At 51.0% G+C, this 12,140-nt stretch carries 9 protein-coding genes; 5 read left to right on the top strand and 4 right to left on the bottom strand.

All coding sequences use genetic code 11. From position 1 onward, the window contains the following. Nucleotide 1 precedes the first annotated feature (1 nt). Complete coding sequence (locus QNM19_RS17350) at nucleotides 2-1,078, top strand: lipocalin-like domain-containing protein (RefSeq protein WP_049865589.1); 1,077 nt, start codon at nucleotides 2-4, stop codon at nucleotides 1,076-1,078. 170 nt (nucleotides 1,079-1,248) lie between these two features. Here QNM19_RS17350 and QNM19_RS17345 read toward each other — a convergent pair whose 3' ends face one another. Then, nucleotides 1,249-2,175: an acetoacetate decarboxylase family protein gene (locus QNM19_RS17345; protein ID WP_284027002.1), complete on the bottom strand. Its 927-nt coding sequence runs from the start codon at nucleotides 2,173-2,175 to the stop codon at nucleotides 1,249-1,251. 305 nt (nucleotides 2,176-2,480) lie between these two features. On the opposite strand from QNM19_RS17345, the gene QNM19_RS17340 reads away from it, so the two are divergent. Next, the gene (locus QNM19_RS17340; RefSeq protein WP_284027001.1) at nucleotides 2,481-2,852 is read left to right on the top strand and encodes a hypothetical protein; all 372 of its coding nucleotides are present in this window, start codon (nucleotides 2,481-2,483) and stop codon (nucleotides 2,850-2,852) included. Nucleotides 2,853-2,875: 23 nt separating this feature from the next. Then, the gene (locus tag QNM19_RS17335; RefSeq protein WP_049865587.1) at nucleotides 2,876-3,172 is read left to right on the top strand and encodes a hypothetical protein; all 297 of its coding nucleotides are present in this window, start codon (nucleotides 2,876-2,878) and stop codon (nucleotides 3,170-3,172) included. Nucleotides 3,173-3,208: 36 nt separating this feature from the next. On the opposite strand, the gene feoB is transcribed toward QNM19_RS17335, so the two are convergent. Together feoB and QNM19_RS17325 are read right to left on the bottom strand one after the other, a co-directional pair. Further along, nucleotides 3,209-5,293: a ferrous iron transport protein B gene (gene feoB, locus QNM19_RS17330; protein ID WP_049865586.1), complete on the bottom strand. Its 2,085-nt coding sequence runs from the start codon at nucleotides 5,291-5,293 to the stop codon at nucleotides 3,209-3,211. Nucleotides 5,294-5,312: 19 nt separating this feature from the next. Next, the gene (locus QNM19_RS17325; RefSeq protein WP_049865585.1) at nucleotides 5,313-5,537 is read right to left on the bottom strand and encodes a FeoA family protein; all 225 of its coding nucleotides are present in this window, start codon (nucleotides 5,535-5,537) and stop codon (nucleotides 5,313-5,315) included. 269 nt (nucleotides 5,538-5,806) lie between these two features. Here QNM19_RS17325 and QNM19_RS17320 point away from each other — a divergent pair, with 269 nt between their 5' ends. Both QNM19_RS17320 and QNM19_RS17315 read left to right on the top strand, forming a co-directional pair. Further along, nucleotides 5,807-7,312, top strand: coding sequence for a YHYH protein (locus QNM19_RS17320; protein ID WP_049865584.1), 1,506 nt, complete (start codon nucleotides 5,807-5,809; stop codon nucleotides 7,310-7,312). 10 nt (nucleotides 7,313-7,322) lie between these two features. Next, nucleotides 7,323-7,808 (top strand): hypothetical protein, encoded by a 486-nt coding sequence (locus QNM19_RS17315; protein ID WP_284027000.1) that lies wholly within the window; start codon nucleotides 7,323-7,325, stop codon nucleotides 7,806-7,808. A 34-nt stretch (nucleotides 7,809-7,842) separates the two neighbouring features. Here QNM19_RS17315 and QNM19_RS17310 read toward each other — a convergent pair whose 3' ends face one another. Beyond that, nucleotides 7,843-12,078, bottom strand: a complete 4,236-nt coding sequence (locus QNM19_RS17310) for a DEAD/DEAH box helicase (protein ID WP_284026999.1) — start codon at nucleotides 12,076-12,078, stop codon at nucleotides 7,843-7,845. Between the last annotated feature and the right edge of the window lie 62 nt (nucleotides 12,079-12,140).

Genomic DNA, 12,140 nt, shown 5'->3' with positions numbered 1-12,140 from the left:
TATGTACAGCATCAGATTGCATTGTCTTTTAATTCTGCTCATGGTAACAGGGTGTCAGCCTGCTGCGCCAGAAACCGACAATAACAATGCGGCGATGGCGGTGCTCGGTCAGACGCTGGGCACCCCAGTGGATGCCAATCAGACATTGGTATTTCCACGCGACCACGGTGCCCATTCAGAACAAGGAGTGGAGTGGTGGTATGTGACGGGTAACCTGACGGCACAAGACGGCGCTCAGTTTGGGATGCAATGGACGCTGTTTCGGATCCGCGATCCGGGGTTTTCGGCCGTTCAGTCTTCTCCCTGGTGGGATGGACAGCTTTATTTTGCCCATTTTGCTTTACAAAACGGTCAGACACATCATGCGTTTGAGCGCTATGGCAGAGCCGGGCAGGTTGACGTACAGGCCAGTCCTTTTATCGCCCGGTTGGATGATTGGCAGCTGGCCAGTCAAGAGGCGTCGTTTCTACCTTTACGATTGCAAAGTAAGGAGGCCGATTTTGGCCTGGATATTACGCTGGCAAACAGCCCTCTGGTATTGCATGGCAAGCAGGGGTACAGTCAGAAAACCCAGCAAGGTCATGCCTCCTTCTACTATAGTTACCCCTTTTTACAAGTGACAGGCACGCTGACCTATGCTGGCAGATCACATGCTGTCTCAGGTCAGGCCTGGTTAGACAGGGAATGGTCATCAGGTCTGATTGATAGTCAGCACGGTGGATGGGACTGGTTTAGTTTACAAGGCGAGGACCCCGGGCAAGGTGCACTGATGGCATTTTGTACCCGAGATGAAACGCAAGCCTATGCCTATTGCAGTGCCTCAGAGGTAGCGCCATCTGGCAAGGTTACGGCCTACCCGCATGAAGAGGTCACTTTAAAGGTGCTTAGCAGGACACAAACCCGCAATGTAACGCACCCGACAAGCTGGCAATTACAGGTACCTGGGAAAGAGGCTGTGATCATTGATGTCCTGCAGGCAGATTCTTTCAACACTTTAAGCGTCCCTTACTGGGAGGGCAGAATACGCAGTCGGGGTGGGTTTGTCGCAACGGGTTATGGTGAATTGTTTGGCTATTGAACGATACGTCCTCACCGTGGCCTGGGCGCATACAAGTTGAGTAGGTGGGCAATCTTGTACTAAGGGCTGTGATGATAAAGACATACATGTTCAGCATTTCATTCACACAGCCCTGCAACGCCAGTGTATATAATCGGTAATTGATTATGTGGTCTGGCGGGGGTCAGAGGTTATTCCCGGTCGTACAAGGGCATGGCAACGCCAGTGACGTCAGGAAACTCCAGGACTGCAATAGGGGTAAAGTCACTTTCAGCGAGGAAAAAAGTCGTCAGGCTGGCACGAGAGTGAACTGTGAACTCACCCACAAATGGCATCATCCAGCCACTGTCGCTCGATAATACGCCGCTTAATTGAGGCACTTTGCTGAAATCGGGTAGCAGATAGTCAGGAAGTACATTGTCGCCCACAGAATGGAGTGGCAGGTTGACCCCAATCTGGCGCGTGTAGGAGACATCCAGCATCGCCTGTCCAGTGTGTCGGTTGGCCAGAGTTAGCTCATGCTGGTCTGGCGTAATATTAATCGACACATCCGCAGCTTGCTTAGGGTAACCCCAGATCTCGCGACCCGCTTTGATGGCAATGGGATTGTCGAGCATCAGGTGTTGATTGTACAGCGCATAGTTATGTGGTTTTCCAGCCGCTTGTTGCTCTGCGTTTGCTGTTGCCAACGCAGCGAGCACTTTACCAGTAAAATCCAGCTGTGCACTGGCAAGGGTCATATCTCCCGGGCAGGGTAAATCCGGGTCAGTGCTGCCGCGGCGTTTAACATAAAAGCTTGATATCGTCTCGTTGTACGCACCCGCAGGGCTGGTGGTGATTTTTTGTGTATACAGTGCACCTATACCTTTTGAGGGGGTTCCTTCACAATGCAGCCTGACAGGCTCCCATTGCCAGTTCCATAAAAAGAACTGTGCAACATTGGCATCAATTAAGCCGACGACGGCACTGGTGGCTTCGCCTTTAACGTGAAAAGGCATGCTAACGGGGGTGCCATCAGACAGATAAGTGGTACTGGTCACCGGGTAGGTTTCACTGAGATCAGCAGCATAGCTGGTGTTGCTCATTGCCAGCATGGCACTGAGCAGAAGTGGTTTCATGTTCATTAATGATCCTTGTTTAGTTAGGGTTTTCCTTGCATGGAAATAGCCAATGCGGATTAGTTTAATTGTTAGGGCGCAAAAGCGGGACTAGGCTAACACGCTTTGGTGAAAAGTAAATGGAATAGGGAAACCAGAGGGTGGCACTGTGCAAAATGTATAAGAGTGTAAATCAACTATTCTTTCTTTTTTCGCAATATTGTACACTGCGCGACCATTTAAATGGACTGGCCGAGCATAACGATCTGTTGTGTAGCTAGTTGCGTAATCAGGCTCGCTCCTGAGTCAATATAAAGAAGGTAGTTATGATCCCTTTTGTGGTGTTAATCACCGTGTTGGTGTGTTTTGTCGGCTATGGCCTTTGGCCGCTAGCCACTTCTGTATTGGGGTACCTGATATCTGAGCAGGCGCCGGAAGCCATGATCCTGATGCTGTTCTGGTTAACTATGGTGTTTATCCAGTTTGTGGCGATGTGGCACATAGCAAAGAAAAAGCCCAGCGGACGTAAGTTCTTTTTTTATACCGTGTGGATTTGTGTCTTTGTGCAGGGCGCCGACTTGCTGCTTGCTGCTGAGGGCGAGATGCCTCTGTGGGCGCTGGCGGATGTGTTTATCTATCCTGCGTTAGCGATGTGGGTGCTGTACGCCAGTGACGCAAAACAGTATTTTGAACAGTAAAACCTAATATACAGAGTAATAGTATGAGTAAATGTGGTAAATGTGACAGCGATATTTCTTTTATGTCGGTATTGAATACCCCCAATCCATTCAAGTTAAAATGCGGTAGCTGCAAAGCACCGATTGCACTGAGTCTGGTGAGTGCGGGGCCTGTGGCGGGTATTCTGCTGGCAGTGATCAGTGCCATTTTGTGGTACTTTTACGGGTCAGAAGGTTACTGGATCAAGGTGGTTTTACCGACTGTCCTGGCTGCAGAAGGCCTATACTTTGCGGCCATACGTTTAGGGTTGGTGAAAGTCAAACCAGAACAAGCAGAGTAAATAATGGGAGCCAGTGGCTCCCGTGTCATTTCAACCTTAGCTTAATTCAATCTTATAAGTCGGAACAGCATGAAGATGTTTGCTCAGGCGTCCGAGTATCAGCCACCAGGCAAACAAGGCTGCTAACATCAGGACTATCCACATCATTGCCGACGCCCCGGCCGTACCAAGTTGTCCGATTTGATAAACCAGGGTCGCCAGTATGTAGGCAATTGAGGTTGTCCAGCCGATGACGACCCACATCCACACACTGCCCGATTCACGCTTAATGGCCCCCAATACCGCCACGCACGGGGTATAGAGTAAGATCAGTACCAGATAGGCAAATGCCCCGAGCTGACCATGGAATTGAGCAGCCATGGCACTGAGTAACTCGTTCCCTGCGTCGCCGCCTTCTTCAACGGCACTCAGACCCAGTGGATCGCCCAAGTTGTTGAGTAAATCAACAGAATTGTCCCATAAGGTCATGACCGCTTCATTTGTAGCATCTTTGAGAGACCACTCACCGGTTTGTTCCTGTGCGCCCACATACAAGGCATCCATGGTGCCCACAATGGCCTCTTTGGCGAACAGGCCTGTGACTATCCCAACCGTTGCTGGCCAATTACCTTCTGCGATACCCAGTGGTGCGAACACCGGTGTCACAACCTGCGCGGTTTTAGACAGTAAAGACGCCTCGCTGTTTTCATGACCAAAGCTGCCATCCGTGCCGATGGAATTGATCATGCTCAGCAGAGTAACTACAAATACGATGGTTTTCCCGGCACGGGTGATAAAGCTACGTAAACGCTGCCAGGTGGTCATAACCAGGTTACGCCAGACGGGCAGATGATAGGCTGGCATTTCGACAAAAGAGGGGACTTTTTCTTGTTTAAACACGCGTTTTCTGAACAGGTAACCGGTACCTACAGCCACCAAAATACCAAACACATACAAGGCAAATACGATGTTGGCACCGTTCATCGGGAAAAATGCCGCAGCAAATAAGGCGTACACGGTTAATCGTGCGCCACAGGACATAAAGGGTGCCATGATCACTGTGAGCAGGCGATCCGACTCGCGGCTCATGGTACGGGCACTCATGACCGCAGGGACGTTACAGCCGAAGCCTACGATCAAAGGGACGAATGCGTTGCCGGGCAATCCGATGGCGGACATCAGACGGTCGATCACAAAGGCGGCACGTGACAGATAACCACTGTCTTCAAGAATCGACAAACAAAAATACAAGACGGCGATAACTGGAATAAAGGTCGCAACCAGCTGTAAGCCTGCCCCAAAGCCGTCCCCTAACAGGACGCCGAGCCATTGGGGAGCACCGAGGTTGGCCAGCAGCAGCTTAGTCCCGTCAATAAAAATAGCGCCGATCAGAATGTCGAAGAAATCAATAAAGACGGCCCCGAAGTTAACCGCTATCGTGAACGTCAGGTACATCATAAACAGAAAAATCGGCACCCCGAGCCAGCGGTTCAGCACCAGTTTATCAAGTGATGTGGTGAAGTCAGAGCGCATTTTCGACATGATACTGACGCCATTGCTGAGCGTTTTGACGTTTTGGAAGCGCTTAACGGTGTCTTCAATGCTGGGGTCAGGATTAGGCGCTTGTTGAGTGCGCCTTTGTGGGGGCTTGCCTGTGCAGTGCTCACTCAGTGCATCCGTTAGTTGAGTGAGCCCCTGACCGGTCGAGCCGACCATGGCGATGACAGGTACACCTAGACGCTGTGCTAACAGGTCCAGATCTAACTCCTTGCCTTGCTGGTGTGCCACATCGGTCATGTTGGCAACCACGATAAGGGGAGTACCCGTTTCCTGCATTTGTGTCGTCAGAACCAGGTTGCGTTCGAGGTTAGCGCAGTCGATCACGTTGATGATCAGGTCGGCATCCTGAGCGCAAATATAGTCAATGGCAATTTGTTCATCCTGACCCGGGTCAATTTGGGCCATGCTGTACAGGCCTGGTAAATCAATTAACTCAACTTGCTGACCTGGTAGACTTAGCTCGCCACTTTTGCGCTCTACAGTGACGCCGGGCCAGTTGCCGACTTTTTGTCTGGCACCCGTAAGGCGGTTAAACAGGGTGGTTTTACCACAGTTGGGGTTGCCAACGAGGGCGATTCTCACGTTATCTTACTCCTTGAAGTTAGCGGCTTAGCTGGATAAAACGCGCATCAGTTTTACGGATACTGATATAGGTATTGCCAACCTGAGTCTGAATGGGACAGCCCAGCGGCGCGACATTTAAGACGGTGATCACCTCTCCGGGGATCAGGCCCAGTGCCATTACGCGGCTGATCAGGGCTGCATCAGGGTGAGCAATGCCTGCGATAATCGCTGAATCGTTTGGTTGTAAATCTGCAAGTGTCATAGGGCGTAATACAAACCTAGATAGGAATTATTTATTATTAGGGTGGCATGGTACCGCAACTTAAATGTCATAAACAAGCGAGTGCGGCAAAAGATATGCGTTATTTCTTGGGTTGATAAATCTATATATTTTATATGGTTACGTGTATTAAGTTAATGTCACCAGAGTGTTGAAGGGCACTTCATACTCTTTGCACATTGTTTGCCATCTGTTTGCACATTGTCTCGTTAGGCTGATGCTCACAGGCCTAACAGCAACGGAGACAGGCAATGGGATCAAAGAACACAATAAAACAACCCGGCACACTGAATATACTGACCGCGATTATCACTGCCACACTGCTTGGTGCATGCGGCTCTGGAGGTTCAGAGACGACCACGGGCACCAGTCAGAGTACTCAATCAAGCGCGGTTGATGAGACAAACACCAGCCAGTCAAATGCACATGCTGATACGGCTTCGGATAATTCAGACTCAGATACAGACAACGCCGACGGTGACACGAACTCGACGGCAGGTGAGGGTGATGCAGCGCCTGACCCTGGGGATGAAGATGAGGATGAGGGCGATTCTGATACAGAGCCTGAAGAGGGTAACGGTGAGGAAGCACCGGATAATCCGGACCAAAACGATACGCTGACGGGCTGGATCCTTAACTCAAATGGGGCCACTGCCGCCATTATGCTGGATGAAGCAGGTCAGCTTGCTCAGGTCAATGTGCAGGCGGTGAGTGCGCTGGAGCAATCCGGGCAACAGTATACGGTGGTGACGGCATCGGGCATGCCTGATTATCAAGTAGTGGTCGATGAGGAAATGCTGTCAAGCTTATCCTCCCGGCCCAGAGCTGCATCAGATTTTGCCACAGGTTCGCCGCAAGTCGCGCTTGGGGATGTGGTCGAGTTCGGTCAGGATATTGGCTACAACAGCAATAGCAGCTGTGCACTGGATGCCGGGCAGGGTTACTGGCCGCCCGGACCGGTCTGTCCAGAAGTGATGGATAGAACCGGCACGTTTCCCAATCAGCCCACACAGAATACAGACACCTGTGAAACGGGGTTAGGGACAGTCGGCTTTTGGGTCAATGGGACCTCTGTATATAACTGGGGTGATGGTCAGAGTTACAACAACGAAAGGATATGGCAAACGCTGGCACCGGTTGCTGAACAATACGACGTGGATGTGTGTGGCGGTCATGCCGCACAAGGAGACTATCACCACCACTATTATTCATCTTGTCTGGCTAAGGTGGTTGGTGACACAGGAACCGGGCACTCTCCTGTTTATGGATATGCTGCAGATGGTTACGCCATATATGGTCCCTGGGAGTCGCAAGGGGAGTTGGCTATCAGTAGTTGGGAAGTCCGCGATTATCGCGCTAGTGCGCCAACCGGGTGTAGCGATGGTGCACGAAGCTGTGTACTGAATGACCAATATGATGTCAGTCAGGGAACACGTAATGTTTCCAGTGGGCCAGGCTTCGACACTGTAGTACGCACGTTATCACGTAATGAGCTGGTTGCTGAAAATGGCTACTTCAAAGAAGACTTTTACTGGAACAGCGCACTGAGTGCACAGGGCGGCAATTATCTTGATCAGTACAATGGTCATTATGATGAGCAGCGGGGTTATCACTATCATGTGACTGCCCGGGATGATAACGGCAAGCTCATTCCTACATTTCCGTATACCATAGGTGACAGGTTTGCCGGTGAATTACAAAGTAACGCACTGACCAGTTGTGGTGGCATAAGGCCTGGTGGTCCGGGTCGTGAATAGGAGTAACATAATGAAAATAATAGCGATATTAATTGCTGCGAACATGTTTTTCATCACCATGACGGCCCAGGCTGATAAAGCCATTCATCAGCACAAAAGCCTGGAAATCAAGCAACAAAGCCTGTTACCCCGGGTTGCGCTGACCCTGGTACGGGATGAAACCGACGGCCTCAACCTGACAATTGACATCGCCAACTATGTGCTGAATTCGCCCGCTGTGGTGGAAAACGCGCAACAGCGGCTGACAGGTCATGCCCATTTGTTCATCAATGGTGAGAAAAAAATGCGTGTATATGGTCAATACGTCCACTTGCCTGCCAGCTGGTTTAAGGCTGGTGTCAACCAGATTGCGGTATCGTTAAACAGCCATCAACATGAGAACTGGACCTGGCAAGGCAATACCGTGATGGGGTCGGTGTTTGTCGACCTGGCTGAGCCCCAGTTGATATTGCATCAGTTTTCTTCACAGCCGTTGCTCAGCCATCATCACCATTGATACCGGGCGCTGGTCACATTACTGTGGTCAGCGTTTAAAAGGTTTCTTTGAGTAAGTTAAGCATGTCCTCAACCGACAGCTTGCTGGCCTGTTCGTTGCCAGCCAGCAATTGGTCAGCCAGATCTCGCTTATGTTGGTGCAGTGCGACGATTTTTTCTTCTATGGTGTTCTTGGCAATAAGGCGATAAATGGTCACCGGACGCTGCTGGCCCATTCGATGGGCCCGATCTGATGCCTGTGCTTCAACCGCCGGATTCCACCAGGGATCCATATGGATCACATAGTCTGCTGCGGTGAGATTCAAACCTGAACCACCGGCTTTGAGGCTGATCAAAAACACTTCGCCATTGCCGTGCTGGAAGGCGTTGACGCGTTCCTGACGTTGTGCAGCCGGGGTACTGCCATCTAGGTACTGATATGGCACGTTACTTTGCTCAAGGAGATTTTTAATAATCTGTAGGTGACCCACAAACTGGCTAAAAATCAGTGCTTTATGATTGTTTTGCCGTAATTCACTAAGCAGCTCACTGAGCGCTTCCAGCTTGCTGCTTGGCAAAGTGCTTTCAGCCATGACCAACTGCGGGTGGCAGCAGGCTTGACGTAATTTGGTGAGTTCCGCCAGCATTTTGATGCGTTGCTCTGCCGCCGAACTGGTGCTGGAAGATTCCATGATCTGGTCAATGGCATGCTGTCGCAGTGCTTCATAAAAAGTCATTTCGTCCTCACTAAGCGAAACGGTGAGGTTAATTTCCGTTTTCTCTGGCAGTTCGGTGAGGACCTGGCTTTTAAGGCGACGCAGAATAAAGGGTTTGACCAGTTGTTTAAGGCTTTGACGTGCTTTATGTGCCGCCAGCTTGTCTTGCTCGGCATTTTCCATTGGCTGAGCAAAGCGGGCATTAAAGCGCTTCAGGTTGCCCAGTAAACCCGGATTGACGAAACGGAACAGCGACCACAGTTCGGTCAGATTGTTTTCTATTGGCGTGCCTGTGGTGATCATTTTAAACTCGCCTTTCAGTGCACAAGCGGCCACGGTGCGTTTAGCCAGCGGGTTTTTAAGCGCCTGGGCTTCATCGGCGATAATGGTGTGCCAGTGTTTTGCTTTTAGCAGCTCAGCCTGACGTTGCAGCAGACCATAACTGATCACCACACAATCAAACGGGCCAGCCTGAGTTAATAGCTGCTCACGCTCGTGCGAACTACTGTGATCGCTGAATAAGGTCATGTTTAATGCCGGTGCAAATTTGCTCGCTTCCTGTTGCCAGTTAAAGCATACAGAGGTCGGTGCGATGATAAGCGCAGGTCCTTCACTGGCACGTGCTAAGATCACAGCCAGTGCCTGTAGGGTTTTGCCCAGTCCCATGTCATCAGCCAGGCAAGCGCCGCCGCCCCAGTGGGCTAGGCGCATTGCCCAGTCAAACCCCGCCAGTTGATAATCGCGCAATTGCGCCTGTAAGGTCGCTGGCACAGTGAGTGTCAGCGTATTGGCCTGGTACATTTTTTTGCTTTGCTCTTCCCAGGCGGGAAGGGTTTTCATACGCATACCGGTTGTCGCTTCTGCGACCTGACCACTGGCAAGCGGATGAAACTGGCCCTGATCAGTTACGGTATCAAGCTGAGCGAGCTGATTACGTAAGTCTTGGGACAGTGCCAGGATTTGTTCACCGTCGAGGCTGACAAAGCGGCCATGGCTGGTGGCCATCAGACTCAGCAACTTTTTCAACTCTACGACTTGTGTATCATCGACCTGAAGTTCACCCGTGACGTCAAACCACTGATTTTGCTTGCTCATCGCCAGGGCCAGATGTTGGGATTCAAGGGGGTTGCTGAGGCGGAACTTCTTCCCGCGTGGCCAGCGCAGCCTTAAGGTGAAGCCCGGTATATCGGATGCAACACACCGCTCAATCTGCTCAAGTGCCTCGAGCGCCATTTCCAGGTCGTCCAGTTGCAAACGATTATCAGACATCGCCAGAAATGCCGGACAGTGTTCATCCAGTGACTCCATCCAGCGTTGTTCTTGTGCTAAATCACGTTGGGTGGCCACCCGCTTATGCTCAATTTCTGTGGTCAGATTGGGGCTGCCAATGCCCGGGTGCAACATGGGGCCCTTATCGCCAAAGGGCATACTCACACAGTGAAACTCCAGGCCACCCTGATAAGGCGTGATGTTGATCACCAGTTCGTTGGCAGGTGTAACTGTGGTCAACCCGGTGTCGACGCCGTCCAGGTCGGACTGTATATTCAGTAATGGCGCGATGGCTGTGATACTCTCAAGCAGTTTGGGCTTGGCTGCTTTGGGTACGACCAGACCACTTTCCCCGATGATCTCTGCGACCTGCAGATGCTGACGAGTGAACAGGGTAAATCCATAGCGATGGCCCTGAAGCGGGAAAAAGGCGTACTCACTCTGCCTTGCGCGCTCTTCGAGTTGTAAACGATAGTCTATGCCTTGCGGCAGGTTGGGTATCGACATCATCAGTTCATTGCCGTTGTCGCGGATCTGAAGCTCGGCCGGATATTCTGTCAGTTCTATTTCGCGACTGAAATCTTCGCCCAGATAGAGATTATGTGCACCAGATGCGGCACTCAGGGCGTTTGCTCCTTCCAGTTCAAAGGTGCGTCCACCATAATAGCCGTGGTTTTCATACACCCGAATAGCAGCGATAATTTCTTTATCTTTATCGCTTAGGTAATCAAAGCGCTCACGCTCATCGACCAGGCGCTTCAGGGCCACATTGCGGCCTTTACTCCAACCTTGCTTACCCAATTTTTGCTCTCTGGGCTTGAGTGTGAGTTCAAACCGAGATTGCTCAAGTTGCCAGACAAGCCGGTGGGTTTGCGACGATTTATCTGCGCTGGATGGTGGCGTGGATGCCAGGCTTTGCAGTTTTTCCAGTGCCAGCTCCCAGTCACTTTTTTGTTCTACCAGTTTGGCAAAGTTAACCACAAGGCGCTGCGGCAGTGGTGGCACAGGCGCCTGATGGAGCACCAGCAGATCGGCACCCATACAGGCAAACAAAGGTTGCTGTATTGCACTGAAGGTATTGCAGGCTTCACTGAGACGAGTCAGTTGTTGGGCCTGTAACTGGCCCCCGGTCCAGTGCGTCGCCAGAGCAGTTAGTATTTGTAGCAGTGCATAGTCATAGGGCTTCGCTTTACTAAATGCCTCATATTCCTGATATTGGTTAACGAATGTCTGGCCACCACTGAGGCATTCTGCAAGATATTCGACCAGGCTCAAAAGGACATAATTTAACCCTGGCGCTTTTTTGTCAGCGGACTCTGCCTGCACCAGCTGACGCACCGATTTAAACAGCTGAGGCTGTCCCTGACTGGCCTGTACCAGCGTCGCCAATTTATGAAACAAACCGGGCAGGCCACCCAGATATTGCTGCTTACGCCGGGCAAGTTTGTTTTTAGCGACCATTGCCTGTTCAAATAATGCGTAAGCGCTCTGGTGTTCGCCGGAGCACATTGCGACCATGGCACGTAACTGAAGCGCATAGCAGCTGCTATCATTGCCCAGTACGGCGACACTTTGATCCAGTTGCGCCCGATAAATATATTGCTCGGCCAGTAAACAATGCAGCGTTTGATTATTCGGCTGACGTTCGCAGAGCTGTTTAATAAGCTGAAATGCGGCAAAATTGTTCTGACAGTCACTTTTTAAGCTGTGGATTAATGTCGAGCATGCTTGATACAGCAATTGCGGAGGCAGTTCAGCCAGATGCTCAATATCTGCCGGAAAGAACAGGGTGTTGACCAGCACCTGATTGGTGTGGTGGTCAAGGTGTTGCGGATTTTTGTGAAATGACAGCAAAGCAGTGGCTTTATCGTATTGGCCCAGGGTAAGCAAATCGCGGATAAAGCGTTGCTCATCAGAGAAATCGCGTTCCCACTCATATAAATTGACCACAGGCACGACTTGTTCGGCACAATTTAGTGTGCTGATAAAACGATCCTGACGAAGCGCATTGTGGCACAGTGAAATCTCGATCAGCGGCTGAGCCCGGAGGCCTTTTTGGTTACTGATTAACAGCCCGGCTTCGATCAGTGCGGTTCTCTGCTCGGGCAGCATACCCTGACTGAGCGCGGGGATGTCGTGCACCTGGGTTTCAACCAGCAAGTTCAGCAAGCGTTTTAATCTACTTATCGCAACCGGCTTGCCGATCAGCGCCAGTACTTCCAGCATGATCTGTTGTTCAATGGGTAGCTGCGCGTAGCGTGTCAGGAGTTCGGTGATGTGTGTCTGGCTGAAAGGAGTAAAGTGCATGCTGATAGACCGTTTCGGGTCTTGCTCCGCGAGTTATTATTCATTGCGGAGCAAAGTAGCAG

This window comes from Pseudoalteromonas ardens (assembly GCF_030125445.1).
Classification (GTDB): domain Bacteria; phylum Pseudomonadota; class Gammaproteobacteria; order Enterobacterales; family Alteromonadaceae; genus Pseudoalteromonas; species Pseudoalteromonas ardens.
The sequence above is the reverse complement of the archived record's forward strand: the minus strand, read 5'-3'. Positions and strand labels throughout refer to the sequence as shown.

What these genes read in the sequence shown, in the direction of transcription:
- QNM19_RS17335 (WP_049865587.1), top strand. Translation starts at nt 2,876, where the DNA reads ATGAGTAAATGTGGTAAATGTGACAGCGATATTTCTTTTATGTCGGTA.
- QNM19_RS17310 (WP_284026999.1), bottom strand. Translation starts at nt 12,078, where the DNA reads ATGCACTTTACTCCTTTCAGCCAGACACACATCACCGAACTCCTGACA.
- QNM19_RS17325 (WP_049865585.1), bottom strand. Translation starts at nt 5,537, where the DNA reads ATGACACTTGCAGATTTACAACCAAACGATTCAGCGATTATCGCAGGC.
- QNM19_RS17320 (WP_049865584.1), top strand. Translation starts at nt 5,807, where the DNA reads ATGGGATCAAAGAACACAATAAAACAACCCGGCACACTGAATATACTG.
- QNM19_RS17350 (WP_049865589.1), top strand. Translation starts at nt 2, where the DNA reads ATGTACAGCATCAGATTGCATTGTCTTTTAATTCTGCTCATGGTAACA.
- QNM19_RS17340 (WP_284027001.1), top strand. Translation starts at nt 2,481, where the DNA reads ATGATCCCTTTTGTGGTGTTAATCACCGTGTTGGTGTGTTTTGTCGGC.
- QNM19_RS17345 (WP_284027002.1), bottom strand. Translation starts at nt 2,175, where the DNA reads ATGAAACCACTTCTGCTCAGTGCCATGCTGGCAATGAGCAACACCAGC.
- QNM19_RS17315 (WP_284027000.1), top strand. Translation starts at nt 7,323, where the DNA reads ATGAAAATAATAGCGATATTAATTGCTGCGAACATGTTTTTCATCACC.